The organism is Pseudomonas sp. NPDC012596 (genome assembly GCF_042902325.1).
Classification (GTDB): domain Bacteria; phylum Pseudomonadota; class Gammaproteobacteria; order Pseudomonadales; family Pseudomonadaceae; genus Aquipseudomonas.
The window spans coordinates 121892-147187 of record NZ_JBIBEB010000009.1; the positions used below are offsets into that span (position 1 = coordinate 121892).

The 25296-nt window shown below is 57.1% G+C and carries 25 protein-coding genes and 1 other RNA gene; 13 read left to right on the forward strand and 13 right to left on the reverse strand.

From position 1 onward, the window contains the following. Positions 1 to 75 precede the first annotated feature (75 nt). The 7 genes from ACFY68_RS13325 (at position 76) to ACFY68_RS13355 (ending at position 10145) form a co-directional block, all read left to right on the forward strand. Complete coding sequence (locus tag ACFY68_RS13325; protein WP_387527822.1) at positions 76 to 735, forward strand: GntR family transcriptional regulator; 660 nt, start codon at positions 76 to 78, stop codon at positions 733 to 735. A gap of 3 nt (positions 736 to 738) precedes the next feature. Further along, positions 739 to 4227 carry a chromosome segregation protein SMC gene (gene smc / locus ACFY68_RS13330; RefSeq protein WP_387527825.1) on the forward strand — a complete coding sequence of 1163 codons (3489 nt, stop codon included), beginning with the start codon at positions 739 to 741 and terminating at the stop codon, positions 4225 to 4227. 204 nt (positions 4228 to 4431) lie between these two features. Further along, positions 4432 to 5325 (forward strand): cell division protein ZipA, encoded by an 894-nt coding sequence (gene zipA / locus ACFY68_RS13335; protein ID WP_387527828.1) that lies wholly within the window; start codon positions 4432 to 4434, stop codon positions 5323 to 5325. 100 nt (positions 5326 to 5425) lie between these two features. Next, on the forward strand, positions 5426 to 7756 hold the full coding sequence (gene ligA, locus ACFY68_RS13340; RefSeq protein WP_387527831.1) for an NAD-dependent DNA ligase LigA: 2331 nt from the start codon (positions 5426 to 5428) through the stop codon (positions 7754 to 7756). Positions 7757 to 7987: 231 nt separating this feature from the next. Continuing rightward, an RNA gene (gene ffs / locus ACFY68_RS13345) (signal recognition particle sRNA small type) lies at positions 7988 to 8084 on the forward strand. A 340-nt stretch (positions 8085 to 8424) separates the two neighbouring features. Then, complete coding sequence (locus ACFY68_RS13350) at positions 8425 to 9234, forward strand: hypothetical protein (RefSeq protein WP_387527834.1); 810 nt, start codon at positions 8425 to 8427, stop codon at positions 9232 to 9234. Positions 9235 to 9365: 131 nt separating this feature from the next. Next, positions 9366 to 10145, forward strand: a complete 780-nt coding sequence (locus ACFY68_RS13355) for a hypothetical protein (RefSeq protein ID WP_387527837.1) — start codon at positions 9366 to 9368, stop codon at positions 10143 to 10145. Between the two features lie 244 nt (positions 10146 to 10389). Here the strand turns inward: ACFY68_RS13355 and ACFY68_RS13360 are convergent, their stop codons facing one another. The 6 genes from ACFY68_RS13360 to ACFY68_RS13385 all read right to left on the reverse strand — a co-directional run bounded on the left by ACFY68_RS13360 (position 10390) and on the right by ACFY68_RS13385 (position 13539). Continuing rightward, positions 10390 to 10944, reverse strand: a complete 555-nt coding sequence (locus tag ACFY68_RS13360) for a hypothetical protein (RefSeq protein ID WP_387527839.1) — start codon at positions 10942 to 10944, stop codon at positions 10390 to 10392. Between the two features lie 58 nt (positions 10945 to 11002). After that, a complete protein-coding gene (locus ACFY68_RS13365; RefSeq protein WP_387527841.1) occupies positions 11003 to 11731 on the reverse strand; it encodes a hypothetical protein in 729 nt (242 codons plus the stop codon). Positions 11732 to 11783: 52 nt separating this feature from the next. Further along, positions 11784 to 11981 (reverse strand): hypothetical protein, encoded by a 198-nt coding sequence (locus ACFY68_RS13370; protein WP_387527844.1) that lies wholly within the window; start codon positions 11979 to 11981, stop codon positions 11784 to 11786. A 368-nt stretch (positions 11982 to 12349) separates the two neighbouring features. Next, on the reverse strand, positions 12350 to 12895 hold the full coding sequence (locus tag ACFY68_RS13375; RefSeq protein ID WP_387527847.1) for a recombinase family protein: 546 nt from the start codon (positions 12893 to 12895) through the stop codon (positions 12350 to 12352). Between the two features lie 159 nt (positions 12896 to 13054). Further along, positions 13055 to 13258, reverse strand: coding sequence for a hypothetical protein (locus ACFY68_RS13380; RefSeq protein WP_387527850.1), 204 nt, complete (start codon positions 13256 to 13258; stop codon positions 13055 to 13057). Positions 13259 to 13287: 29 nt separating this feature from the next. Beyond that, complete coding sequence (locus ACFY68_RS13385) at positions 13288 to 13539, reverse strand: helix-turn-helix domain-containing protein (RefSeq protein ID WP_387527853.1); 252 nt, start codon at positions 13537 to 13539, stop codon at positions 13288 to 13290. A gap of 115 nt (positions 13540 to 13654) precedes the next feature. Between ACFY68_RS13385 and ACFY68_RS13390 the strand changes: the two genes are divergently transcribed. Then, a complete protein-coding gene (locus ACFY68_RS13390) occupies positions 13655 to 13969 on the forward strand; it encodes a hypothetical protein (protein ID WP_387527856.1) in 315 nt (104 codons plus the stop codon). A 593-nt stretch (positions 13970 to 14562) separates the two neighbouring features. On the opposite strand, the gene ACFY68_RS13395 is transcribed toward ACFY68_RS13390, so the two are convergent. The 5 genes from ACFY68_RS13395 to ACFY68_RS13415 form a co-directional block, all read right to left on the reverse strand. Then, entirely contained in the window at positions 14563 to 15225 is a 663-nt protein-coding gene (locus ACFY68_RS13395; protein ID WP_387527859.1) for a hypothetical protein, read from the reverse strand. A gap of 119 nt (positions 15226 to 15344) precedes the next feature. Further along, complete coding sequence (locus ACFY68_RS13400; RefSeq protein WP_387527862.1) at positions 15345 to 16046, reverse strand: hypothetical protein; 702 nt, start codon at positions 16044 to 16046, stop codon at positions 15345 to 15347. A 547-nt stretch (positions 16047 to 16593) separates the two neighbouring features. Beyond that, positions 16594 to 17886 carry a site-specific integrase gene (locus ACFY68_RS13405; RefSeq protein ID WP_387527865.1) on the reverse strand — a complete coding sequence of 431 codons (1293 nt, stop codon included), beginning with the start codon at positions 17884 to 17886 and terminating at the stop codon, positions 16594 to 16596. A 317-nt stretch (positions 17887 to 18203) separates the two neighbouring features. Continuing rightward, a complete protein-coding gene (locus ACFY68_RS13410; protein WP_387527867.1) occupies positions 18204 to 18383 on the reverse strand; it encodes a hypothetical protein in 180 nt (59 codons plus the stop codon). A 21-nt stretch (positions 18384 to 18404) separates the two neighbouring features. Next, positions 18405 to 18599 (reverse strand): hypothetical protein, encoded by a 195-nt coding sequence (locus tag ACFY68_RS13415; protein ID WP_387527870.1) that lies wholly within the window; start codon positions 18597 to 18599, stop codon positions 18405 to 18407. A 383-nt stretch (positions 18600 to 18982) separates the two neighbouring features. On the opposite strand from ACFY68_RS13415, the gene ACFY68_RS13420 reads away from it, so the two are divergent. Beyond that, positions 18983 to 19255 carry a hypothetical protein gene (locus tag ACFY68_RS13420; protein ID WP_387527873.1) on the forward strand — a complete coding sequence of 91 codons (273 nt, stop codon included), beginning with the start codon at positions 18983 to 18985 and terminating at the stop codon, positions 19253 to 19255. 75 nt (positions 19256 to 19330) lie between these two features. Here ACFY68_RS13420 and ACFY68_RS13425 read toward each other — a convergent pair whose 3' ends face one another. Then, complete coding sequence (locus tag ACFY68_RS13425) at positions 19331 to 19753, reverse strand: helix-turn-helix domain-containing protein (RefSeq protein ID WP_387527876.1); 423 nt, start codon at positions 19751 to 19753, stop codon at positions 19331 to 19333. A gap of 82 nt (positions 19754 to 19835) precedes the next feature. Between ACFY68_RS13425 and ACFY68_RS13430 the strand changes: the two genes are divergently transcribed. The 3 genes from ACFY68_RS13430 to ACFY68_RS13440 all read left to right on the forward strand — a co-directional run bounded on the left by ACFY68_RS13430 (position 19836) and on the right by ACFY68_RS13440 (position 22172). After that, positions 19836 to 20324, forward strand: a complete 489-nt coding sequence (locus ACFY68_RS13430) for a DUF2938 domain-containing protein (RefSeq protein WP_387527878.1) — start codon at positions 19836 to 19838, stop codon at positions 20322 to 20324. 215 nt (positions 20325 to 20539) lie between these two features. Continuing rightward, positions 20540 to 21436: an EamA family transporter gene (locus tag ACFY68_RS13435; RefSeq protein ID WP_387527881.1), complete on the forward strand. Its 897-nt coding sequence runs from the start codon at positions 20540 to 20542 to the stop codon at positions 21434 to 21436. A gap of 34 nt (positions 21437 to 21470) precedes the next feature. Then, positions 21471 to 22172 carry a hypothetical protein gene (locus ACFY68_RS13440; RefSeq protein ID WP_387527884.1) on the forward strand — a complete coding sequence of 234 codons (702 nt, stop codon included), beginning with the start codon at positions 21471 to 21473 and terminating at the stop codon, positions 22170 to 22172. Positions 22173 to 22312: 140 nt separating this feature from the next. Here ACFY68_RS13440 and ACFY68_RS13445 read toward each other — a convergent pair whose 3' ends face one another. After that, entirely contained in the window at positions 22313 to 23080 is a 768-nt protein-coding gene (locus tag ACFY68_RS13445) for a substrate-binding periplasmic protein (RefSeq protein ID WP_387527887.1), read from the reverse strand. 125 nt (positions 23081 to 23205) lie between these two features. Between ACFY68_RS13445 and dnaX the strand changes: the two genes are divergently transcribed. Then, positions 23206 to 25248 (forward strand): DNA polymerase III subunit gamma/tau, encoded by a 2043-nt coding sequence (gene dnaX / locus ACFY68_RS13450; RefSeq protein WP_387527889.1) that lies wholly within the window; start codon positions 23206 to 23208, stop codon positions 25246 to 25248. Positions 25249 to 25296 lie beyond the last annotated feature (48 nt).

Sequence of the window (25296 nt, forward strand, 5' to 3'; positions counted from 1 at the left end):
CCCTCTGCGCGTGGGCTGATCAAGTGCGCTACAATCGCCAACTTGTGCCCAGTTCAATGATTTTGAAGGAAAACCATGACGTTCAAGGCGCCGGACAGCCTCTCCGAGCAAATTGCCGACTACCTGGCCGAACGCATCATCCGCGGCGAGCTAGTGCCGGGTGAGCGCATCCAGGAGCAGAAGGTCACCCAGGCGCTGAACGTCAGCCGTGGGTCGGTGCGCGAGGCGCTGTTGATCCTCGAACGTCGCCATCTGGTCGCGATCTTGCCGCGCCGTGGCGCTCATGTGACCAGGCTGGACGAACGCAGCGTGCGCAGCCTGTGCACCCTGATGGGCGAGTTCTACATTCTATTGGGCAATGCCGTTGCGCAAAAATGGCGCACCGACAACGACCTGCGCCCGTTCCTGGACATCCAGCAGCGGCTGCAGCAGGCCCGCGAACAGGGGGACATCAAGGCGTTTGTCGGCGACAGTTTTGCGGTGATGCGCGCCGCCTATCCGTTCGCCGACAACCCCTACCTGCAGGAGACCGTCGAAAACCTGCAGCCGGCCATGAGCCGTGCCTACTACCTGGCCCTGGACCAGCGCCAGGCCAACATGCTCGATTACCTGGACCTGTTCGCCCGCCTGCTCGACGCCGTGGTCGCCCGCGACCTGCCGCGCATCCGCGAGGTACTCACCGCCTATTGCCAGCGCAGTTGCGAGCTGGTGCTGGCGGCGCTGGCCCGAGGCTGACCGATGCGCCTCAAGTGCATTCGCCTGGCTGGGTTCAAGTCGTTCGTCGACCCCACCACGGTCAACTTCCCCAGCAACATGGCGGCCGTGGTCGGCCCCAATGGCTGTGGCAAGTCCAACATCATCGATGCCGTGCGCTGGGTGATGGGCGAAAGCTCGGCCAAAAACCTGCGCGGCGAGTCGATGACCGACGTCATCTTCAACGGCTCTACAAGCCGCAAGCCAGTGAGCCAGGCCAGCATCGAGCTGGTCTTCGACAACAGCGAAACCACGCTGCTGGGCGAGTATGCCGCCTATGCGGAAATTTCCATCCGGCGCAAGGTCACCCGCGACGGGCAGAACACCTATTACCTCAACGGCACCAAGTGTCGCCGGCGTGACATCACCGACATCTTCCTCGGCACCGGCCTGGGGCCGCGCAGCTACTCGATCATCGAACAGGGCATGATCTCCAAGCTGATCGAAGCCAAGCCCGAAGAGCTGCGCAACTTCATCGAAGAGGCGGCGGGTATCTCCAAGTACAAGGAGCGCCGCCGCGAGACCGAGAACCGCATCCGCCGTACCCAAGAGAACCTGGCGCGCCTGACCGACCTGCGCGAAGAGCTGGAGCGCCAGCTCGAACGCCTGCACCGCCAGGCCCAGGCAGCCGAAAAATACCGTGAGTACAAGGCCCTGGAGCGCCAGCTGAAGGCGCGCTTGTCGGCCCTGCGCTGGCGCGACCTGGATGAGCGCGTGCGTCAACGCGAGTCGGTGATCGGCGACCAGGATGTCGCCCATGAGGCGCTGGTCGCCGAGCAGCGCAATGCCGATGCCAGCATCGAGCGCCTGCGGGATGGCCATCACGAACTGTCCGAACGTTTCAACCAGGTTCAAGGCCGCTTTTATTCGGTGGCCGGTGATATCGCGCGCGTCGAGCAGAGCATCCAGCACGGCCAGCAGCGCCTGCGCCAGTTGCAGGATGACCTCAAGGAAGCCGAACGCACGCGCCTCGAGACCGAGTCGCACCTGGGGCACGACCGTACCCTGCTGGCCACCCTTGGCGAAGAGCTGGCCATGCTCGAGCCGGAGCAGGAAATGACCCTGGCCGCTGCCGAAGAGGCCGCTGCCACCCTCGAAGAAGCGGAACTGAGCATGCACGGCTGGCAAGAGCAATGGGACAGCTTCAACACCCGCTCCGCTGAGCCGCGCCGCCAGGCCGAAGTGCAGCAATCGCGCCTGCAGCAGCTTGAAGCCAGCCTGGAGCGCATGGCCGAGCGCCAGCGCAAGCTTGGCGAGGAGCGCGACCAGCTCGGCGCCGGCCCGCAGGATGACGCGATGCTCGAGCTCTCCGAGCAGTTGGCCGCCAGCGAGATGCAGCTGGAGGCGTTGCAGCTGTCGGAAGAACAGGTGGTCGAGGGCCTTGAAGGCCTGCGCGCGCAGCTGCAGCAGGCGGCCCACGCGCAACAGCAACAGCAGGGCGACCTGCAGCGCCTCGGTGGCCGCCTGGCCTCGCTGGAGGCGCTTCAGCAAGCCGCGCTGGAGCCGGGCGCAGGTACCGCCGACTGGCTGCGCGGGCAAGGCCTGGAGCAACGGCCGCGGCTGGCTGAAGGGCTGCGGGTGGAGCCGGGTTGGGAGCTGGCAGTGGAAACGGTGCTGGGCGCCGACCTGCAGGCCGTGCTGGTGGATGAATTCAACAGTCTCGACTTTGCCGGCCTGGAACAGGGGGAATTGCGCTTGCTGCTGGCCGGCGGGGAAGGGCCGCGCCAGCCGGGCAGCCTGCTCGACAAGGTCGAGGGGCCTGTCGACCTGGCGCCGTGGCTGGCCCAAGTAAAACCGGTCGAAGACCTCGCCCAGGCGCTGGCCCTGCGCGCCGCGCTCGCCGATGGGCAGAGCTTGGTCAGCCGTGACGGCTATTGGGTGGGCCGGCATTTCCTGCGCGTTAGCCGTGGTGGCGACGCCCAGGGCGGCGTGCTGGCCCGCGGGCAGGAAATCGAGCGTCTTGGCCAGGAGCAGCTGGAGCTGGAGGCCGCGCTGGAGCAGCTGGAGCAACAGCTGCAGGTACTGCGCGAGCAGCAGTCGGGCCTTGAAGAGCAGCGCGAACAGCTGCGCCGGCGCACCCAGGACGAAAGCCGTCAGCATGGCGAACTCAAGGCCAGCCTCAGTGCCAGCCGTGCCCGCGCCGAGCAGGTCGAGCTGCGCCGCCGCCGTCTGCATGAAGAATTGAGCGAACTCCAGGAACAGCGCGCTCTTGAGCATGAACAGCTGGGCGAGGCGCGCCTGATATTGCAGGACGCCCTGGACCTGATGGCCCAGGACACCGAGCAGCGCGAGCAGTTGATGGCCCGGCGCGACACGTTGCGCGAAGGCCTCGACCGCATCCGCCAGGAAGCTCGCCAGCACAAAGATCACGCCCACCAGTTGGCGGTGCGCCTGGGCTCGCTGCGCGCCCAGCACGACTCCACGCGCCAGGCCCTGGAGCGCCTGGAGCAACAGGCCGCGCGCCTCAGCGAGCGTCAGGAGCAACTGAGCCTGAACCTGGAAGAGGGCGAGGCGCCGCAAGAAGAACTGCGCCTTAAGCTTGAAGAACTGCTGGAGCGGCGCATGAGCGTCGACGAGGAAATGCGCCTGGCCCGCCTGCACATGGACGAAGCCGACCGCGCGCTGCGCGAGGCCGAAAAGCGCCGCACCCAGGCCGAGCAACAGGCGCAACTGCTGCGCGGGCAACTGGAGCAGCTGCGCCTGGAAAACCAGGGGTTGGATGTGCGACGTAAAACCCTGCAAGAACAATTGCTGGCCGACGGCTACGATTTGCAAGGGGTACTCGCCACTGTCGAACCCGATGCCAGCGAGCAGGGCACCGAGCAGGAACTGGAGCAGATTGATGCGCGCATCCAGCGCCTCGGTGCTATCAACCTGGCGGCGATCGAGGAATACGAACAGCAGTCCGAGCGCAAGCGCTACCTCGACGCTCAGGATGCCGATCTGGTGGAGGCGCTGGACACCCTTGAAAACGTCATCCGCAAGATCGACAAGGAAACCCGAAACCGCTTCAAGGATACCTTTGATCAGATAAATGCCGGATTACAGGCACTTTTCCCAAAAGTTTTCGGTGGTGGCAGCGCTTATCTGGAACTGACGGGCGAAGATCTACTCGATACAGGGGTGACGATCATGGCGCGCCCGCCGGGCAAGAAGAACAGCACCATCCATTTGCTGTCCGGCGGCGAGAAAGCCCTGACCGCCTTGGCGCTGGTGTTTGCCATCTTCAAGCTGAACCCCGCACCGTTCTGCATGCTCGACGAGGTCGATGCTCCGCTGGACGATGCCAACGTCGGTCGTTACGCGCGGCTGGTGAAGGAAATGAGTGAAACGGTGCAGTTCATCTACATCACCCATAACAAGATCGCCATGGAGATGGCGGATCAGTTGATGGGGGTGACCATGCACGAGCCCGGTTGCTCACGTCTTGTTGCAGTTGATGTGGAGGAGGCCCTGGCCATGGTTGATGCCTGATGATGGAAGATTGGGCGGATTCTGTAGGTAAATGCCCCCGTCATGTGCGACAGACGGTGTAAAGTTGTCTTTGGTCGTGCTAGCTTAATGTCACTCGTTTTTTGCGTGGGTAAAACGCCTGTCAGAACATAGAGTTGGCGCCACGTGTTAAAGGGCTTTGAAGCCTTTGTTTTCAAGCATATTTTTATAGAGGCACGGGATTACATGGAAATCGGTCTGCGCGAGTGGCTGATCCTCATCGGCATCATTGTCATTGCCGGTATTCTTTTCGACGGCTGGCGGCGCATGCGCGGCGGGAAGGGCAAGTTGAAATTCCGTCTGGACCGCAGCTACGCCAACGTGCCCGACGAAGAGGGCAGCGCTGAAGTGCTCGGCCCGTCGCGGGTGCTGGATAACCACAAGGAGCCAGAGCTGGACGAAAGCGATCTGCCGTCGCTCAGTGCACCTGCGCGTGAACGCGAGCGCGAGCGCGAGCAAAAGCCGGCCAAAGCCAGCAAGCGAGCCAAGCGTGCCGCCGAAGTGCAGCCGCAGGGCGACCTGGACCTGGTGGCCGAGCAGCGTGAGCCAGACCTGTTCGCCGACAGCGATGAAAACTTTGCCGCCGACAACAACCGCAACAACGGTTTCACGGCCAATGGCAATGCCGCCGCCAAAGAGCTGCCGCCGGTCGAGGAAGTGCTGGTAATCAGCGTCATTTCCCGCGACGAAGGTGGCTTCAAGGGCCCAGCGCTGCTGCAGAACATTCTTGAAAGCGGCTTGCGTTTCGGGGAGATGGACATCTTCCACCGTCACGAGAGCATGGCCGGCCACGGCGAAGTGCTGTTCTCCATGGCCAACGCGGTCAAGCCGGGCATCTTCGACCTGGACGACATCGACCATTTCAGCACCCGTGCGGTGAGCTTCTTCCTCGGCCTGCCTGGCCCGCGTCATCCGAAGCAGGCCTTCGACGTGATGGTGGCCTCGGCACGCAAACTGGCGCACGAGCTCAATGGCGAGCTCAAGGACGACCAGCGCAGCGTGCTGACCGCCCAGACCATCGAGCATTACCGCCAGCGCATCGTTGAGTTCGAGCGCCGTGCGCTGACCCAGAAACGCTGATGTCATTGAGCGAGCGGACCTTGCCCCGGTCCTGCTCGCTTCGTTTCAAGCGCAAGAGCAGCCTAGGGCTGCTCTTTTGCTTTGCAAGAGAACCTGAAGAATGAACGCCGAATCCCGAATCCACGCCTTGCGTGCTGAGCTCGACCAGCACAACTACCGCTACTACGTGCTCGACGAGCCGAGTGTGCCGGACGCCGAATACGACCGCCTGTTCAACGAGCTCAAGGCCCTCGAAGCCGAGCACCCGCACCTGGTGACGCCAGACTCGCCGACCCAGCGTGTCGGCGGCGCCGCCTTGGCCGCCTTCAGCCAGGTGCGTCACGAAGTGCCCATGCTCAGCCTCGGTAACGCCTTCGAGGAAGCCGACCTGCGCGAGTTCGGCCGCCGTGTGGTGGAGGGGCTCGACCAACCCGGTGCGGTGGACTACAGCTGTGAGCCCAAGCTCGATGGCTTGGCGGTAAGCCTGCTGTACCGCGATGGCCAGTTGGTGCAGGGCGCCACCCGTGGCGATGGCACCACCGGCGAAGACATCAGCGCCAACGTGCGCACCGTGCGCAACATCCCGCTCAAGCTGCAAGGCGAGGGCTGGCCTGCGGTGCTCGAAGTGCGGGGTGAAGTATTCATGAGCAAGGCCGGTTTCGACCGCCTCAACGCCTCCCAGGCCGCAGCCGGTGGCAAGACGTTCGCCAACCCACGCAACGCCGCAGCTGGCAGCTTGCGCCAGCTGGACTCGAAGATCACCGCCAGCCGCCCGCTGGAATTCTGCTGCTACGGCGTAGGGCAGGTCTCGGCCAGCATCGGCGAAAGCCACATCGGTATCCTCGAACAGCTCAGGGCGTGGGGCCTGCCAATCAGTCGCGAGCTCAGGCACGCCGCCGGTATCGAAGAGTGCCTGGAGTACTACCGTGACATCGGCGAGCGGCGTAACAGCCTGCCGTACGAAATCGATGGCGTGGTGTTCAAGGTCAACAGCCTGGCGTCCCAGCGCGAATTGGGTTTCCGCGCCCGCGAACCGCGCTGGGCCATCGCCCACAAGTTCCCGGCCATGGAAGAACTCACCGAGGTGCTGGACGTCGAGTTCCAGGTCGGCCGCACCGGTGCGGTAACGCCGGTGGCGCGCCTCAAGCCGGTCAAGGTGGCGGGTGTGACTGTGTCCAACGCCACGTTGCACAACATGGACGAAATTGCCCGCCTGGGCCTGCGCATTGGCGATACGGTTATCATCCGTCGGGCCGGTGACGTGATCCCGCAGGTGATGCAGGTGGTGGTCGAGCGCCGCCCTGAAGCGGCCCGCCCGGTGCAGGTGCCAAGCGAATGCCCGGTGTGTGGCTCGCAAGTCGAGCGTACACAGCTGGTCAAGCGCAGCAAGGGCAAGGAGACCACCAGCGAAGGCGCGGTGTACCGCTGCGTCGGCCGCCTGGCCTGTGGCGCCCAACTCAAGCAGGCGATCATCCACTATGTGTCGCGCCGGGCCATGGACATCGACGGCCTGGGCGAGAAGAGCGTCGAGCAACTGGTGGACGAAGGCCTGATCCGTTCGCCGGCGGACCTCTACAAGCTGGAGTTCGATCAGATCGTCGGCCTGGAAGGCTTCGCCGAAGTCTCTAGCAAGAAACTGCTGGATGCCATCGAAACCAGCAAGCGCCCGAGCCTGGCGCGTTTCATCTACGCCCTGGGTATCCCGGATGTAGGCGAGGAGACCGCCAAGGTTCTGGCCCGCTCGTTGGGCAGCCTGGCGCGGGTGCAGCAAGCATTGCCGCAAGTACTGACCTACCTGCCGGACATCGGCCTGGAAGTGGCGTACGAGATCCACAATTTCTTCGAAGACGAGCACAACCAGCAGGTGATCGAGCAGTTGTTGGCCAGCGGCATGCAGCTGCAGGACGAAGGGGAGCTGGCCGCCGAATTTGCCGCCAGTGCCACCTTGGCCGGGATGATCGCCAAGCTCGACATTGCCTCGGTGGGGCCTACCGGTGCACAAAAGCTGGTGGCCAAGCTCGACAGCCTGGACAAGATCATCGCCGCCGACGGTATCGACTTGCGCCAGGCGCTGGCGGCCAAGCAGGCTGATGCGGTGCGTGAGTTCTTCAAGGACGAGGCCAACCAGAAGCTGGCCCGGGACATCGAGGCGCAGTTGCTGGCGTTCGGCATGCACTGGAACAGCGAAAAGAAAGTGGCCGAAGGTTTGCCGCTGGCCGGCCAGACCTGGGTGCTGACCGGCACCCTGGAACGCATGAGCCGCGACATCGCCAAGGAGAAGCTGGAAGGCCTGGGTGCCAAAGTGGCCGGTTCGGTGTCCGGCAAGACCCACTGCGTAGTCGCTGGCCCCGGTGCCGGCTCCAAGTTGGCGAAGGCGAGCGAGCTGGGGGTGAAGGTGCTGGACGAGGATGCGTTTGTGGTGTTCCTGGGCGAGCAGGGCATCACCGTCTGACAGTTCCGGCCTCATCGCCGGCAAGCCGGCTCCCACGGGTATTGCACTGCCCTCAGGCTCAGTGAGGTCCCTGTGGGAGCGGGCTTGCCCGCGAAGAGGCCGGCCCAGACACCCTCGATTTGGACAAGTCATTGAGAAATGATGACTTTTTCTCCCCCAGAGGTTGTATCTGCTCCCCAGACCGGTACAATGGCGCCACTCGCTGTTCAGCGAGCCGCGTAGTGGTGGCCCCACCGGTCCCCCCGCATTGATTACCCGTTAACCTGGTCAGGCCCGGAAGGGAGCAGCCATAGCGGGAACATCGAGTGCCGGGGTGTGGCTGGTGGGGCCGCCTCCATTTACGCAATTCCTTGAATTCTCAAGGATTTCTCTCTCAAAAATCTCGAAGTGTGACAGCGTTTAGGTACACCTGAGTGGTGCACTGAGCTGGGTATTCTAGTTCCCTTTACTCATTTTACCAAGACTGCTCCTGCGTCTTACGCCCTCGTATCGGTGGTGGGGTGTATGCTCGGGCTGCGCTATGGCTCAATCTCTGAAGCAATTTGAGAGATTTTTGCGCTTGTCCGGCTTTCGGCATGGCGACCAATGTACCTAGCAGCCGTGGGTGGCGTAGCATGACATTCGCGGCGGCGAGGGAATGATGCTTGCGAGCAACTTGGAGGTAAAGAATGCGCATGGTAGTGGATAGCAACCAGCTTCAAAGTCCTCGGCTGAGGGCATTCCTTCAAGCTTCGACCTCCAATCGAGCAGTGCTGACAGACTATTCAGCTATGGAAGCTCTTCAAGGCGATGCGGTAAAGAGTATCTGCAATGCCATGAAAATACTGGGGGACTATCCTGAGCAAGTCATTGTTCTTAGAAACACACAGTTGATCTGTCAGCTCAGCGGCAGGGCTGCTGGTTTGCAAAGACGCTTGATTCACGATGGTCAGACCTCTGGTTTCCCTGACTATATTCGAAAGATCAAAGAAGCCGAGCGTGGTCATGGTGCTTTGATAGGGGAAATTTTGAAGATGGCTGTGGATGCAAGATGGCAGCTAGAGAGGATGCTGACTGATGCGGCGGATTTAGCACAAATCTTTGATAGGCTAGCAATCGATTTCGACAAGGAGGAGCGTCGAAAGATAAGAGACGGTGAGTTTTTCACTGCAAAAATGGTAGATACCCTTATCAAGGCGGTCATGGAAGTCTCCATGAGATTGTTTAGAAGCCATCCACGATCCCCGAGAGTGCCAGTTTTCAGGGAGTTGCACAATACATTTATTTTTCGAAATTCCCTGTGCTGCTACCTTCTTGCCCTTGAGTGGATAGCTATTGGCGGGGCCAAGACTGCAAAGAATCATAAAATACGAAATGATATAGTGGATTCTCATTTTATTACCTATGCCACCTATTTTGATGGTCTGCTGACTGAGGATGCCAAAGCATTTCGGATCTACAAAAGAGCGAAGGAGATTTTGGTCGGAGCATTTGGTTGATTTGAATTGTTGAGGTAGAACCATTTTCGTGGGCTGAGGCTTATATTCATACTAGTGTATATGTGTATGCCGAATTATGGATGTTTTCCATGGGGTGAGCCAGTGGATAAATGAGGAGTGGTGGTCATAAAATGAAAAGGGACTGGTTGATTCTCATTGGTTGCGTTGGGTTGTTTTTTTCTGGATTCGTTTTTGCTGGGTTATTAGCGCAGTTTGGTGTTCTGCAAGCAGTGTTCATTGTCTGGGAAGAAAAGCTTGATATAGGAACAATTTTCAATATTGTGGCCGCAATCGCTACAGCGTTAGCAGCATATGCGGCCTTCAGGTCTGCTGATATCGCTCGGGCAGCAGCGATGGATAGCAGGTCCGCCACGCGCATTCAGGCGTATATTCAGCATCAGCAACAATTCGACAGACTGCTAGATGAATCCCAAGCGGAAATGGGCATAGCATTCTTTCGACGTATTGAACTATATGACAATTTGTTTCCTGAGAATCGATACGCTGACAAGCCTTTCACATTGAAAGCTGAGCCTGCTGTCGTTCTTGCGTGGGGCAATCGCTATGATCAACTCAAAGGTGTGGCTGAGAGCGAGTTGCCTCCGCTTGAGGAAGATTTTCCGAAGTGGATGATCGGTTGTATGGAACTCGCTAACAAGATGAACTTTACTCATAAGGAACCTGAGGTTGGACAGGTTTACATCAATGGAAGGAGCTACTCATATTTCGATAGTGATCCTGCGAAACCACTCCATAATCTAGCTGAAGTGATACATCGGTTGGCAAGATTTGGTTTGATAGATAGGAAGCCTGATATCTTATTCCATCGTCATATGCCGGGTTTTATAGTGGCGTACAATAACTTCTATTGTAATATTCAGCAGGGAAAGACCCCGCACAAAATTATATGATGTGGTTCGCCTGCTTGTGCCAGTAGTCACGTCTGCATTGCCACTCAAAGCCATTTCAGTGTGCGTCAGCTATGCGAGTAATGATGATTTTCCCTGTGATTGCTCTCGATCGTGGCCCAAAGACTATGATGTTGTGCATGCGCTGCAGGCGCTTTAAATTGATGTAGAGTATGGGGTGGGCAGTGCGTTGGGAGATATGCTCTTCCATGGCTTCTATAGTAGATGCCGCTTTGTTTATTACCGATCATGCTCTTCTTAGATTCTCTGGGTGGAGCACATACGAGCGTCCGTCAGCGGTCAAGTCCCAGAAGTAGTACCCAGCGGTATCCCTGCATTGATGTATCAGGGATGTGCCGTATATCTCGTCTAAGGCAGATTCTACCGCGAGCTTGGAGATGCTCAGATGCCTCAGAATCTCTTCGCTGCTGGGGTACTGATTGTTTTCAATAAACCCTGCAATAGTCATGACAACTCTGTGGGCATTGTCACTCAGCTTGAGCATAGATGGATTCTTCAGTTCTTGAATTTCAAGCAAAACTTTGACCAGTTGGTGCGAGTGTCGCACGTTCAAGCAGAAGAAAATAACTGCGAATAATGCCAGTGCACAAAGTTGCCAAAGTGGAGTCGGAATCTCTTCTCCTAGGAGGTCAGCAGCTGTTGATAAGGCACTCCAAATGGTGGAGAGGATCGAGAGATCAAAATACGAATCTAGCAATTTCGAGGCGAGCCAAGAAACGAAGAAGAGTAGCGAGGGCCATCCGAGTCTTTTGAGCATCGGTGCGTTTCCTTGAGGTTTCATTTGTTCTTCCTTTTCTGCGTTATTGAGTGCGACAGAAATATTGATTTCGTATCAGCGATCAAAATACTGGGTAGTTGATCTGATACCACTTGAACAGCGCCACACCGATGCTCACGCATCCCAGCAAAAAGGGCGTGATATGATCGAAGAACCAAGGGGAGACAATCGCACCACGGGCGAACACATACCACTTGACCAGCTTCGTTACCCAGATAGAAGGTGAAGTGACAAATCCCTGTCCGCCTTGTTGATGATGTTCGCTGCTACCCACGTTGTAGCGAACATAGAAGCCATAACCGATTTCATTTCTGTATGCGGGTGGCATGCTCCGAATGGCAGTTAGCCTATCTGGCGCCTCTCTGCCCGGGGGAGTAGGGCGTGTGAGATAGGTCATTCTCCCTTTTGGAGTGAAGTATACAAGCTTGACTTCTCCCTGCACGGTTTCGGGCGCCTCTTCAATCTGCTCCAGAACATGTTTACGCATCTGCTTCTTCTGTAGATGCTTCATCACTTCAATAAGCGTCTTCTCATACAGATCGTGCATTGCAATATCAAAACGAAAACTGCCCTCGGGGGTGCGCTGATAGAGCCTCACCCACAGATAGGCGTTGATTCCAGCCAGAACCATCCAGACGTTTTGCACGTTCTCCTTGAGCTTGATCTCATTTCCGAGCAGCTTGAAGGCCGAAAGGTCTGCACCGAAATACCACAGCAGAAGCACTACAGAGGAAAATCCTATCAGGTAGCTTCGTGCTTTGTTGAAATCTGGTGTATCTGTATCGCCCACTCTACATCCCTCAAAAATGCCCACGGGTCAGCGTGGGCATAGCACCTATGCGTTAGCCAGCAGGCTGGCCGAGATTCTGTGTAATTTTCTTGAGCACCGATTGTGGTGCATTGAATACAAGGTTGCCATCCACAACCTTCACTTCTGTCTGGGCTAGCTCTTCCTCGCTGAGGAAGCCTGCCAACCTGCCTTGCATGAGCTTCACTACACCGGCACTTACATCGAGATTTCCAGTCCTGCGGATGGGCATATTCGACACTCCACGATGAATGAGCCATCACTGTAGCATTACAAGCCACTTGTAGTTCAAGTGAACTTTGTAAAAAATTCACCCCGCCGAAAAATTTGGGGATGGACTTCAAGAGTGAATAGAATATCCAGCCCGAAAAATAATGCGGATGGAAAACTGAATTTCCACGACAGGCACTTAACACAGCACAAGACGCCTAGTGAGAAGCGTTCTTAATATGAAAATAATGATATGCGGTCTTGTACTTGCTTGTGTTCATAGACCGTGGTGCACAAACCAAAACACCTCACTACAGCCCCGGAGAGAACCATAGCAAGGTGTTTGATTGCAATGCACCAGCACCTCTCAGAGGGATTGTTGGCGCTCCTTCATGCGGCTGCTTTCTTGGCTCGCTGGACTGTAGACGGGTTGACGTTCAGCTCAGCAGCTACTGCACGAATGCTCTTACCTTCGTTCAATAGGGCCAGGATTGCATTGTCATCCACGGTTTTCACTCGCCCTTTGTAAACGCCACGCTCCTTGGCTTTAGCAATCCCCTCCCGCTGGCGCTCTTTCATCACTTCCCGCTCAAACTGAGCAAAGCTACCCATCATGTTCAACATGAGTTTCTGCATGGGCGAATCTTCGCCGGTGAAGGTGAGCGATTCCTTATGGAAAGCGACAGCCACGCCCTTGGCGTTCATATCGTCAATGAGCTTGAGCAGATCGACCATAGAGCGTGCAAGGCGGTCGATGCTGTGTACGTGGATGGTGTCGCCCATGCGAACGTACTTGAGCATTGCTTGCAGTTGAGGGCGGTCTGTATTGGCACCAGTGAGCTTGTCCTCAAAGCGTTCGTCCAGATGTACGCCATCCAACTGACGGTCTGTGTTCTGGTCTGCTGTCGAAACTCGAATGTAGCCAACGTGTGCCATGACTATGTGCCTTGTGTGCTTTTGCCTCTAGATGTAGCCATTGTGCCTGTGTGCTTTTTAGAAAGCAACTCTATTGCACACGGATTCCGGCCAAATTCTGTATGCACTGGGTGTATGGGCTGGAGCAGGGTCATATGCACACAACAGTCTTTGGGATGTTTACCGTAGAGATTCGATACCTGACGCTATGGCTTCTGCGTTGGTGTCGAGGGTGTGCATGATGCTCAAGATGTTGTCATGCACGTTGGTGGACCCACGTTGACTGATCCACAGGCTCAGCTCTTCCAAAGCTGCACGTATGGCCATCTGGTTGAGGTGCAGCAGTTCCAGCGTATCGGCGGTGACTGACTTGTGGTCATCCATGTATGTAGTCCTATGAGGTTGGTTCGGTCTCATTGGTTTGCAGTGATTGCGTTTTCAAGCTCTTGCACCAGCTCTGGGAGGGTGATTCCCAGCACCTTACACAAGTCACGAAGCTGCACAATGTCTAGCCTACGTGTCCCATTCTCAACGTCACTCATGAACGACTGAGGGCGGTCTAGCGCCTTTGAGCATTCCACTTGAGTGAGTCCTGCCGCTTTCCGGTAGGTCTTTAAAAGGTGCAGAAGGGCAGTGTGCTCTGGTCGATAGATCGTCTTGGGCATAGTCGCTAGCTACTTGAGGGTAGCTGCCCAACCTATATCTGCTTTTCGGATATCTGAATTTCAGATAAATTCTGCTCATTGCCGCTCTCTGCGGTCTATCGCTGATGGAGAATTTATGAACGAGAAGCTTTTTGTATTGGCTAGTCAGAAGAAGACGACCAACCACGTGCTGCATCTGCTTCTATGCATACCAACGTTCGGCCTGTGGTTGATCGTCTGGCTGCTGCTTGCAGGTAGTAACAGCAAGCACAATGCAAGGATACAGAAACAGATGAGCCATGTGCTCGACTACAAGGTGCAGGGTCTGAGCGATGTTGAAACCTTTCAACGGGTAGCAGCTGACGAAGCAGCCAGCAAACGTAGAAACGACCAGATTTTCGTCCTCACAGTTATTGCAGTGACTGTGGGGTTGTTCCTGCTCATGAAGTAGCTTTTACCAAATGAGGTGTAGCCGATGCTCCGCACCGAAAGCGGCAGCTTTCAGCTGATTGCACTGTGCATGACCGTAGGTCAGGATGGTGATCACCTAACGGTGTAGAGGGGGTGAAACAACCAACACCCCCAAACCTATTAATCCGTACTATCCACAGCTGACGCTGTTCCCGTGCACAATATCCGATCCGCAGGATTGAGTTTTTGCACGATCAGAGCGTAGCTCTGGTAGCTGCTCGCATTCTTGTTGTCCAACCATGTTATTGGTTGGTTGGACTGGTACGCTTGGCTGTTAGTGTCAGCTAGCAATGATAGTTGTTTTCATTTGAGGCAACCTTGTTATTTGTTGTCCCTGTGTACGACTCATTGCTTGCTCAATAGGGGAGGGGTTTTTACACCTGAGCCAACGCATACGCATACAGCTTAGACTTGACGGTTTAATGAGTGTTTGTGAACGGTGCAAGAAAATCCTTGTATATAATAGGAATTTCCTCAACCCCCTTGAATTGCGTGGCTTGTAGCAAGATTCTTGCGTAGTTTTTTTAAAAAAGTGATGTGAAACTACGCAAGGTCAACAACCAGCATTTCGGGTCAAGCGGCAAGTGCTGCTGCGGAAATGGTACTGTCATCCCACCCACTTTTATTCATGCTCGATGCCGATTGAGGGTGGAGAGTTGTCCAGTCACGATACCAATGCTCGATGTACTCATCCCGTTTGGCATCATCACCCCGGAAGATCAGCCGTGGATTTACTGTCAGCTTGATTTCACCCGTGCGAATGCCACCCTGCCTTGAGGTGCTCACGCGCACCATATTGCTGTTGATCAACGTGCCCAGCTTCTTCATCAGGTTTGACTCCGTCGTGCCCAATGCCTTCGCCAGTTCGGCTTGAGGCATGATGATCATGTTCCGGTACTGAACTAGCCCGTGCAGTTTGCTCAGGGTGTTCATCATCGGGACAGTGATACGAAAGTCCACGCCTGTCCGGCGCCATAGGCCATGGGCGTAGTCCTGTGCGTCGGTCAGTGAGTGCAGCGTATGCGTTGGCAGCTTGCGGCGGTCGACGTGCTTCAGATGCGCGTGCAGGTCGTCAGCACTGCGGCACTTGCTCAGTTCTGGCCGGTAGTCAGGGCGTTTGCTGAAGACAGAAGGCTTGTCATCGTAGCCAAAGATTTCGCCGGTTGTTGGGCTGATCAGCAGTCCATCGATGTTAAGGAAGGGTGATGCGGTAAAAGCTGGGCACTCGTAAGCCATTGTACGTTCTCCTCTTCAGGTTCATTTCATAGGCAGTTCCTCTCGGTTGTGCCGGGTTGTTGTTAAGTTGGTACTCCGCAGGCTTGGACGTTGGCCTGCGGTGGTGTGAAGTCAGTTCGTCAGTCGTGAATGTGAAGCTGGCAAGTGCGAAGTTTATCAATTACACGTTGATCAATCTTGCCCTCATACTCGTCAGCAACCTCGCAGCAGTAGGTCGAGTATGCTGCCTTCACGGCCGCGAAGGCACTAAATACGTCACCAAATGTTCCAAGATGAACTTTCTTGCCATATTTGGAAATGCGAGCTGTGAACCCTTTTTGCCTTGGTCCTTCCTTCACGCCGATGGGCAGTTTACCGCGTTGGCTGCGGGTGTCGCGATGCATTTGATTGATCAACCTTGGCACGAGCGAGCAGTGCTCAGGTGAGTAGACAGTATTCAGCGGATCAAGAATGTCTTTGTCGAGTTCCATGTCTTCAGCGTTCGCATAAGGCTGGGCGACGAACCAGTCGGCAAATTCTTGGAAGTCGTGCCATTTCCTGCACACTGTACAGCCCGCATAGGCTGGGGCGTCTGATCCGTAGCACCGACGCAGCATGTCACGCCAGCGCAAGTAGGCGCGGCATGTTGTCTCGTGATAAGGCAGGCCCAGTGCCTTTCGTCTCTCCTCCGAGTTGTATCCGACACCGAACAGCAGTGTCTCGTGAACCATGGGGCCAAACAGCGGAAATTCTTCCCCGAGGCTGTAGTCAAGGTGAATTCCGGCCACGCAAGGTGCTACAAGGATGGTCTGGATGATGTCGTTGGTGCTGTGTTGATGCATGTTGTTACCTCCGTTCAGTTGAAAAATGGGCAATAAAAAACCGACTCAAGGTCGGCATCGGGCTAGTCATTCTTCTCGTTACAGAGGAGTGGGAACTCAGCTATTCGATGTCGTAGACCTCAAGGTTGGAGTTGCTGCGATTGCATTTGTCATGGGTAGTTCTCATGAGCTGCATAGACCGTCGGTGGTGGTCAGCCAAAATTCAGGCGTTAAAAAACCTCCTGCGATTTTCGGGTGGCTTGTACACACCATGGTCGCGTAGAGGTTTCTCGGTAATCTGTTCTGCCGCTGAGCAGGATCGTATAGTCTCACAATGGGCGACCGTTTGTCAATAGGTGTTGACAGGGTGCTCGGGGCCTGATCTATCTCTTGCCTCTCGCAATCTTGGAGAAAAAAGCGAAAAACCTTTTTGTAGGGAGAGGGAAGGGCTTTGTTTAGTTCCGCCCCCCTTTTCGCCCCGTAAACACTGGGTTTGACAAAGGACGGAGGATGGCTAGCGTCGTTCGAGAGCGAGGTTTTGGCAAGGTTTCCGGCAGGTTATTCGAGGTTATTTGATGTGCTTCAAGGCCTCGACCATTGCCTTAATTGGCGTCCTGCTGCCGTAGATGCCAAAGGTCACGGAGTTATCTTCATGACCCACCATCCGTTTGATCAGTGAGTCTTGCACACCAGCATCACGCAGGTCATCAATGAAGGTATGACGGAAGCTGTGAAAGGTTTTACGTGGGTCGGTAATACCCAGTTTAGCCTTGAAACGGCCAAACCATTTGGATGGTGCGTGGCCCAGCTTCCCACGAACCGCTTCCAGTTCAGGGAATACTCGATCTGCACCTGTAGTCCTTATCGACTCAACATGCTGGAGTAAGCACAGGTCAAGCAGAGTAGGGTGCAAAGGAAGCACGCGTCGGCTGCTGGCGTTTTTCAGGTTCTGGCCTTCACGGCTGTCATCGATGCGGATGCACTGGACGCCCTGTTGCTCAATGAAGTCATCGACACGCAGTTGGCACAGTTCTTCCAGTCGTGCCCCGGTAGTTCGTCCAAGGAGTGGCAGCCAGTAACGCCACGGGTACTTGCGGGCTTCCCTTCGCAGTACATCGTGGTTCAGCAGGGCATTTAGGTCGTGTCGTTCAAAAGAAAGCCGGGCTTCCTTCGCTGATCCTGCCATGACTTTTATGCCCGTCAGTGGGTTGTCTGTGACGTACCCATTCCCTTTGCACCAGTTCAGGAAAGCGGTGAGTTTGCGTAGCCGGTTGTTCACTGTGACAGCAGTAATGGTCTTGTAGGTGCTGCCTGAGTCGACCACCTGCCTCAGAGTCTTCCCCTTGAACTCGGGGCGTAAGCCGAAGTATTGCGGGCATAGGCTGAGCCGTTCCTTTAGCAGGCGTGCTTGGTGCGCATCGAAGGCTTTGACGGGCATGTCACCCACCAACTCGAAAAGGTCTGATAAGGCTCGCTCGACTTCCTCGGTGCTGACCTGTCGCCATGTGCCTCCCCGTTTCCCTTCCTCTATATAAAGCTTGGAAAGTGCAGCGAGGGTAGGGCTGTCGCTATTCCGTTTCGCTGAGACTGCCGTAGCGATCCGTGGAGCGGTTTGGATAGTGGGCGTGGGTGTAGAGTCCCGCCACTGTGAACACAACGTACGAAGCGTCTGGAGGTCTGCAAGAGGGTGCTCGCTAAGGTGGTGATGCAACCGCTGAACCAGTGATGTGGCAATGAAAATGGCGCTTTGACGATGCCGAATGTTCAGGCTCAAACGCAAAGTGTTACACCTCGGGAATAGGTGCTTTGGCAGCTTGAGATTGAGGTAGTAGAGCGCCCCGCGCTTGATGATGTAGGCCATGGGTGTGACACCAAAGTGTTACAGCAAAGTGTGACAGTGCTGGCTACACCCCAAGTTTTGAGCACCCATGCTGGGTGTGCGTACCGGTAGAACTCTGGTTGCCTCATCAGCCTGAAACCCTTGCCCCATAAGGTCTGCATTGATTACCAGCATGCTCGCATGCGACCTAGGCATGGCCCGGAAGGGAGCAGCCATAGCGGGAACATCGAGTGCCGGGGTGTGGCTGGTGGGGCCGCCTCCATTTACGCCAGTCTCTCTCCCGAGAATCCCCAGCACTGCCCCCTTTCAGATACTCACTATTTTGCCAGTTCATGGCGCTATAGCATTTTCATCACCAGAATAACCGCCACAAGTCCAGCCAGCCCTAGGCCCATGCCCAAGGTAAAAGGTATCAGGACCTGCCAGGGTGAACTCATTCTGGCTTTGCGCAGGTCTTCGTCGAGCGCTTCCAGTTCGCGTTGAAACCTGATCGCGCTTTCCTCGTTCAGCCGGGACATCGTCGTTCCTCATTTAAAAATTCAGAGCTTTATTAGAAGGCTCAGGATACCTGCGACCGCCACCATAAAAGCGGTTCCGACTGTTAAGGGGTAGCAGAATGCCTCTTTTCTGAGCTTGCATTCTTCGGCTGCGAACTTTCGTGCCTCCGCTGCCAGCTTGCGATTTGCAAGGTGGAGTTTGTCGAGTTCCAGATTGATTCGATCATCGTGCAGCATGGCATCTTCCCTGGTGGCAGCGAGCGCGACATGATTGGCTATTGTCCGATGATGTGGGTCGTTTGGAAATCGTTCGCCTCGTTCGCCGTTGGTTTTTAGGAAAGGTCCTACTGCTATTTGACTGGTGTGGAAATATCCTACGCAGCCTGTCGACACCCGTCTGATTGTTCCTGGAAGCCTCGCCCTATAGCCTTTTGCGGTCGCTGTCGGTTCAGCGATCGGGTGTGGAAGCCTGGGGGTCGGTTTTTGTCGTTATGACAGTTGTGCGCGGGAGGCCTTCGGGCCTGCCGGGCTCACCGTACCCCTGGTCTTCCACCCCGCGTACAACTGTCACCCTAAAGTGTGGAAGCGAATGGGTGCCCTCAATCAGGTACGGTGCTTTCATGAAAAAAATTGTCCCTGATCCACCTCACACCTTTGACCTACCTGCAGGAAAATCCCTCTCCCGCGTCATCAGCGAAGGCATCGTGCCGATGGAATTCGTGCTGATGAATGTCTCCTATTACCTGATGTTCGCCTACAGCGACAGCCGGCGGGCGCTGGAGCGGATCGAGGATGAAGAGGCGCGGCAGCAGCTGGAGCATGGGTTGCGGGCGATGCAGATTGCCTGGGGGCAGGCGGATGCTTTGGCCCTGGCGGTTGAGCGGCAGCGGTAGATGCTTAAGAAATACCGGAGATATATCTGTCGGGCGCTCCAACTACGTCCCAACTTCTCTCCGGTGTTCACTGGTTTATGCAGAGCGCTTCAACGTATGCGCTGATTTGTTCTGTTTTTTCCCATGCACCGCCGCCGAAAGCTTCATCAGCCGCTGGAATTTCGGGCAGGCCAGATGATCCTCCTCAGGGCACTGCGCCGCATGTCGCAGCCCCTTGCTCATCGCCTGCAGCTGCCTGATCCGCGCATCTAGTTCATCCGCCTTGGCTATCAGCATCTGCCGGTCAACCTGCAGGTTGACCAGCATCGCTCCCACTTCATCCAGAGAAAACCCAGCCGCCTGGCCCAATGCGATCAGCGCAAGCCGGTCTTCAACGTCAGTTGCAAACTGTCGGCGTTGCCCCTGCCTGGCGAGTGATTCGAGCAAGCCTATCTTCTCGTAATAACGCAGCGTTGATGCAGGTACACCTGTGCGTTTGGTGACATCGGCAATGTCCATTTCAGGCCCTTGACTTGAAGTTGACTTCAACTTCTATGCTGCGGGGCATGACGATGACCGTCAATCTTCGAGGGCTTGTTCAATGACGTTTTCCGCGATGTTTCTTGCTGCGTTGCCAATAGGCATAGGTGCCACGATGGTCATGGACTTGTGGGGCCTGCTGCTGAGGAGGTTGGGGGTGGGCACGTTGAACTTCGCCATGGTCGGGCGTTGGGCAGGGCACGCGCTTGAGGGGCGCATGTGGCACCAGGCGATTGCCAAGGCCGAACCGGTGCGGCACGAGCTGGCGTGGGGTTGGGTGATTCATTACGGCATCGGTGTGCTGTTCGCCATGCTGCTGGTCGTGATTGTAGGGGAAGGCTGGTTGCAGGCACCTACGTTGTGGTCTGCGCTTGGTGTCGGTATGGGCACAGTGGTGGCGCCGTTATGTTTCATGCAGCCGGTGATGGGGGCAGGGTTCTTTGCGTTGAAAACGCCGGCGCCTGCGCGTAACTGTTTGAAGAGCCTGCTTACGCATTTGGTGTTCGGGGTGGGTTTGTTCTTGAGTTCGGCGCTGATCACGCTCTTTTAGCTATGGGTCACTCCTCGTGCTGCGGGATGTGGCGATCTAGAAGCTACTGGGGCAGGGGGGGACTGTGCTTACGCCGGCTTCATGCTTTAAACACTGATGTTTACAGCGAGCGGATTTTATCGGACCGAGCCCACGGGGCGTGGAGGTCGCGTCCTGCATCTTTGCGCAGCAAGCATCATTACAGTGATGCAAGCCGCAATAAAAGGAGCGCAGGTATGAAAATGAGCAAGCGGGATCTGGTCGCCGGTGTGTTGGTGACCGTGCTGTGGGGTTGTAACTTCTCGGTCATCGAGCTGGGTTTGAGAAGCCTCGACCCCTATCTAATGACACTGTTGCGCTTCTCTTTCTGCGTGATTCCTCTGGTTTTCTTTATTCGCCGTCCATCCGGCATATCGTTCGGCGTACTGGCACTTTACGGCGTGCTTTTCGGCGCCGGGTTGTGGTGGTTGGTCAACTTCTCGATGTACCAGGGTTTGTCTCCAGGCATGTCCTCCGTATTCTTGCAATTCAGTGCCTTCTTCACAATTTTGCTGAGCAGTGCGGTGCTGGGCGAGCGTATCAACGTGGCTCATCTTTGCGGCATGGCCTTCGCAGCCTGCGGTTTGATGATCTTGCTGTCGAACGCTGAGTCATCGACATTGATGGGCGTGATTCTGGTATTGGTCGCGGCGTTGGCCTGGGCGTTATGCAACCTGCTGGTAAAGCTGAAGCGTCCATCCGAAATGATGGCTTTCATCATATGGTCGAGCCTGTTCTCGGTGCCGGCCATCTTCGTTCTGACCTTGGCAGTCAAGGGTTGGGCACCATTCAGGGCCCTGACTAAGGGGGTGGCACCGGAGGCGGCGTTCTCGATTCTCTTCCAGAGCTATATCACGACCATCCTGGGGTATTGGGTGTGGAACAACCTCATGAAGAAGTATCCCGCTGCCCAGGTTGCGCCTTTGTCGCTACTTGTCCCAGTGTCGGGGGTGGTTGCCTCGTATGTCTTCTTTGGTGAGCAAATGAATGCATTCAAGACAATAGCCATTGTTTTTGTTCTCCTGGGTCTTTTGATTTTTGTCAACGCCCAGAGCCTGGCGGGTTTCCTGCGTACAGGCCGCCGAAATTGCTAATTTACAACGTGGATATAAAGCGCATGGATGCCCTTTGTCAGAAGATGATGAAATGTTTGATGTGAACAAACACAGGCGTGAATACTTCTACGATCTGTTGACGGTAATAACAAGTGTGCTGCCTGATGAGTTGTGCGATGGCCTGGCGAATAGGGTGCAGCAGGTGATCGCGGAAGATGGCGTGGACCTTGTTGAGCACAGGGATCTTGGGACTGATGCGGTGTCAGACCTCGGTGGCGAATACAAACACCACATTTTTAAAGGCGCGGATGTGCGAAAGCACCTGCCAGAGCTGACGGCGGTTTATCACGCCCTGCTGCCGCTGATCAGCATCATTACCCATACCCATACTGTGGTTTCGCCTTATCCGGCTTCGGATGTGAATATCAAGGCTGACCCTCCAGGTGGAGGAGCCTTGGGGCTGCATTACGATACGAACGGGATCACGGTGCTGCTCTTTCTCACCACAAACCAAGAGGCGCCATTGCGCTATCAGATCGAGCGGTCTCACCCGAGTAGAAAAAAACCTTGGGTTGAACATGGCAAGATTCATGCTCGCAAGGGAGCGCTGTTGATCATGCAGGGTCGCAAAGTGTTGCATGATTGTGAGCCCACAGTGGAAGAGCAGAAGCTTTCAGTGGTTTACAACTACTATGAGCGGCATGACACTTATCGGCATCCGGACTTCGACAACTTCGTGTACTACGGGGCGCGGCCAAGCCAGTTCGGGGGTTGATTGCGGTTGTTCGGCGTATCCGAATCCTGTGACTTCTCGTGTGCCTTGAACAATGTGTAACTGTCGAAATCGAGCGCAGCGCGGGCGGCGCTCGATCTCAAATGAGCCACATTAATCTAGGCGGACCCGCAGCCGCCTGTTCAGGGACGGGCCGCCGAAACCCCCTCCCTATACCCAGTAACCCCATACCGCCGCGTAATCCGCTCGATTTCCCCCGACTCCTTCATCCGCACCAGTGCCCTCAACACCCCCTGCGTCGGCAGCGCCGGGTCGTTGCGCACCATGCACCCCAGCGCCTGTTCTTCCAGCACCGCCAGTATCTGGAGGCGCTGCTCGGCCGGTAACCGGTGGTTGAACCACTGCAATGACAGTTCATTGCTCACCGCATGCCGATACCGCCCGATATGCAACTTCTGCAGCGCCAGTTCCTGGCTACGGCTGTCTTCGCGGCGCAATTGCCCTTGCTCGAACAAGGGTGCCAGCGTCGTATAGGTGTACCCCAGCACCGTGCCAATCGCCTGCTGCGGCAACTGCTCCGGCCGGGTCAGGGCGCTGTCATTTGGCTGCCCGACCAGCACATCGCGCTGATGGAACAACGGTATGCTCCAGACAAAATGCCCTGGCCGGTCATTGAACCACTGCGCGCTCACATAGCAGCGCACATCGATGTCGCCATCATCCATCGCCTGTTGCAGGCGCAGGCGGGCCAGCACGTGGTATTCGGGGCGGGCGCCGACTTCGCGGGCAATCGCTTGCATCAGGTCGAACAGCAGCCCTTCGACCGGCTGCTCGCCCTCCACGCGCATCAGCGGCATGCTCCAGCTTTCAGCGACGGAAAAGCGCAGCACCGGTGGATCGGCCAGGCTGCAGGTGGTCCAGAGCAATAACAGGGCCAGCAGTCTTCGCAAAGCACATCCTCCATGAACAACGTGCGCCAGTTACTTAGCGTAGACGAACCATGCAGGGTGCAATTTCGGCCCCGCTCCGCTAGCATTAGCGATCTTCCGCTCGATCAGGCTGCGATGGTTTTTCGATGAGTTATCAGGTTCTTGCACGTAAATGGCGTCCGCGCTCGTTCCGCGAAATGGTCGGCCAGACCCATGTGCTCAAGGCCTTGATCAATGCCTTGGACAACCAGCGCCTGCACCATGCCTACCTGTTCACCGGTACGCGTGGCGTGGGCAAGACCACGATTGCGCGGATCATCGCCAAATGTCTCAATTGCGAGACCGGTATCACCTCCACACCCTGCGGCACCTGCTCGGTGTGCCGGGAGATCGACGAAGGCCGCTTCGTCGACCTGATCGAGATCGACGCCGCCAGCCGCACCAAGGTCGAGGACACCCGCGAGCTGCTCGATAACGTGCAGTACGCGCCGAGCCGTGGGCGCTTCAAGGTCTACCTGATCGACGAAGTGCACATGCTCTCCACCCACTCGTTCAACGCCTTGCTCAAGACGTTGGAAGAGCCGCCGCCCTACGTCAAGTTCATCCTCGCCACCACCGACCCGCAGAAGCTGCCGGCCACCATCCTGTCGCGCTGCCTGCAGTTCTCGCTGAAGAACATGAGCCCCGAGCGGGTGGTTGAACATTTGAGCCACGTGCTGGCCGCCGAAAACGTGCCGTTCGAGCCGGATGCCCTGTGGCTGCTCGGCCGCGCTGCCGATGGTTCGATGCGTGATGCCATGAGCCTCACCGACCAGGCTATCGCCTTTGGCGAAGGCAAGGTGCTGGCCGCCGATGTGCGTGCCATGCTCGGTAGCCTCGATCACGGCCAGGTCTACGGTGTGCTGCAGGCGCTGCTGGAAGGGGATGCGCGGGCGCTGCTGGAGGCGGTGCGCAACCTCGCCGAGCAGGGGCCGGACTGGAGTGGCGTGCTGGCCGAAATGCTCAATGTGCTGCACCGGGTGGCCATCGCCCAGGCCCTGCCGGAAGCCGTGGACAACGGCCAGGGCGACCGCGAGCGGGTGCTGGCGCTGGCGTCGGCCTTGCCGGCCGAAGATGTGCAGTTCTACTACCAGATGGGCCTGATCGGCCGTCGCGACCTGCCATTGGCGCCGGACCCGCGAGGCGGTTTCGAAATGGTCCTGTTGCGCATGCTGGCGTTCCGCCCAGCCGATACCGACGATGCGCCGAAGCCGGTACTAAAGCCGGTGGGGATCAGCCAGGCCACAGCTGATCCTGCAACACCGGTGGCAGCGCCAGCGGTGGTTGCGCCCCCGCCAGTCGAGGTGGCTGCCGTTGTCGAGGCAGCGCCTGCGCAACAGCCACAAGCCGAGCCTGAGGCCAGCGTCGCTGACCCAGAGCCAGAACCGGCCCCGGTAGAGGAGGTCATCGACCTGCCCTGGGAAGAGCCGGCAGCCAAGCCTGAGCCTGAACCTGAGCCTGTTCCCGTGGCCGTCGAGCCAGAGCCGGCCCCGGTTGCCGAGCCCCAGCCTTCGGTAGCCGAACCGCCCGTTGCTCAGCCCATCCATGACGAGCCCCCGTTCGACCCCTCTGCCTACGCCCCGGCGGGCATGGACCGTGATGACGAGCCGCCGATGGATGAGGATTACTACGGCGGCGAAAGTGACCCGGTTGGCTTCAGTTACCTGGACGAACTGGTCGAACACGTCCAGGAAGAGGCGCCCATCGCTGCGCCCGAGCCGCTGCCGGCCGCCAAGCCTGCCACTGGCCTGGCCCTGCAATGGCTGGAATTATTCCCGCAGTTGCCTGTCTCCGGTATGACAGGCAACATCGCCGCAAACTGTACGTTGATCGCTGCAGACGGTGACGATTGGCTGCTGCACCTGGACCCGGGCCAGGGCGCGCTGTTCAACGCCACCCAGCAACGCCGCCTGAACGAGGCGCTCAACCAGCACCTGGGGCGCACCCTGAACCTGCGGATCGAGCTGATCCTCCCGGAGCAGGAAACCCCGGCCCAGGCGGGGGCGCGCAAGCGCGCCGAGCGCCAGCAGGATGCCGTGACGTCGATCGAGCAGGATCCGTTGATCCAGCAGATGATCAAGCAGTTCGGTGCCACCGTGCGGCAGGATACTATTGAGCCTGTAGAAGCCCTGGCCAGCCAGGGCCAGTAATCGATAACCATGCGGCCGGGCCTGCGCCGGGCTGCATCACGCGAACCA

Excerpts from the sequence above, each read along its gene's own strand:
- ACFY68_RS13325 (WP_387527822.1), top strand. The coding sequence starts at position 76 with ATGACGTTCAAGGCGCCGGACAGCCTCTCCGAGCAAATTGCCGACTAC.
- smc (WP_387527825.1), top strand. The coding sequence starts at position 739 with ATGCGCCTCAAGTGCATTCGCCTGGCTGGGTTCAAGTCGTTCGTCGAC.
- zipA (WP_387527828.1), top strand. The coding sequence starts at position 4,432 with ATGGAAATCGGTCTGCGCGAGTGGCTGATCCTCATCGGCATCATTGTC.
- ligA (WP_387527831.1), top strand. The coding sequence starts at position 5,426 with ATGAACGCCGAATCCCGAATCCACGCCTTGCGTGCTGAGCTCGACCAG.
- ACFY68_RS13350 (WP_387527834.1), top strand. The coding sequence starts at position 8,425 with ATGCGCATGGTAGTGGATAGCAACCAGCTTCAAAGTCCTCGGCTGAGG.
- ACFY68_RS13355 (WP_387527837.1), top strand. The coding sequence starts at position 9,366 with ATGAAAAGGGACTGGTTGATTCTCATTGGTTGCGTTGGGTTGTTTTTT.
- ACFY68_RS13360 (WP_387527839.1), bottom strand. The coding sequence starts at position 10,944 with ATGAAACCTCAAGGAAACGCACCGATGCTCAAAAGACTCGGATGGCCC.
- ACFY68_RS13370 (WP_387527844.1), bottom strand. The coding sequence starts at position 11,981 with ATGCCCATCCGCAGGACTGGAAATCTCGATGTAAGTGCCGGTGTAGTG.
- ACFY68_RS13375 (WP_387527847.1), bottom strand. The coding sequence starts at position 12,895 with ATGGCACACGTTGGCTACATTCGAGTTTCGACAGCAGACCAGAACACA.
- ACFY68_RS13380 (WP_387527850.1), bottom strand. The coding sequence starts at position 13,258 with ATGGATGACCACAAGTCAGTCACCGCCGATACGCTGGAACTGCTGCAC.
- ACFY68_RS13385 (WP_387527853.1), bottom strand. The coding sequence starts at position 13,539 with ATGCCCAAGACGATCTATCGACCAGAGCACACTGCCCTTCTGCACCTT.
- ACFY68_RS13390 (WP_387527856.1), top strand. The coding sequence starts at position 13,655 with ATGAACGAGAAGCTTTTTGTATTGGCTAGTCAGAAGAAGACGACCAAC.
- ACFY68_RS13395 (WP_387527859.1), bottom strand. The coding sequence starts at position 15,225 with ATGGCTTACGAGTGCCCAGCTTTTACCGCATCACCCTTCCTTAACATC.
- ACFY68_RS13400 (WP_387527862.1), bottom strand. The coding sequence starts at position 16,046 with ATGCATCAACACAGCACCAACGACATCATCCAGACCATCCTTGTAGCA.
- ACFY68_RS13405 (WP_387527865.1), bottom strand. The coding sequence starts at position 17,886 with ATGGCCTACATCATCAAGCGCGGGGCGCTCTACTACCTCAATCTCAAG.
- ACFY68_RS13410 (WP_387527867.1), bottom strand. The coding sequence starts at position 18,383 with ATGTCCCGGCTGAACGAGGAAAGCGCGATCAGGTTTCAACGCGAACTG.
- ACFY68_RS13415 (WP_387527870.1), bottom strand. The coding sequence starts at position 18,599 with ATGCTGCACGATGATCGAATCAATCTGGAACTCGACAAACTCCACCTT.
- ACFY68_RS13420 (WP_387527873.1), top strand. The coding sequence starts at position 18,983 with ATGAAAAAAATTGTCCCTGATCCACCTCACACCTTTGACCTACCTGCA.
- ACFY68_RS13425 (WP_387527876.1), bottom strand. The coding sequence starts at position 19,753 with ATGGACATTGCCGATGTCACCAAACGCACAGGTGTACCTGCATCAACG.
- ACFY68_RS13430 (WP_387527878.1), top strand. The coding sequence starts at position 19,836 with ATGACGTTTTCCGCGATGTTTCTTGCTGCGTTGCCAATAGGCATAGGT.
- ACFY68_RS13435 (WP_387527881.1), top strand. The coding sequence starts at position 20,540 with ATGAAAATGAGCAAGCGGGATCTGGTCGCCGGTGTGTTGGTGACCGTG.
- dnaX (WP_387527889.1), top strand. The coding sequence starts at position 23,206 with ATGAGTTATCAGGTTCTTGCACGTAAATGGCGTCCGCGCTCGTTCCGC.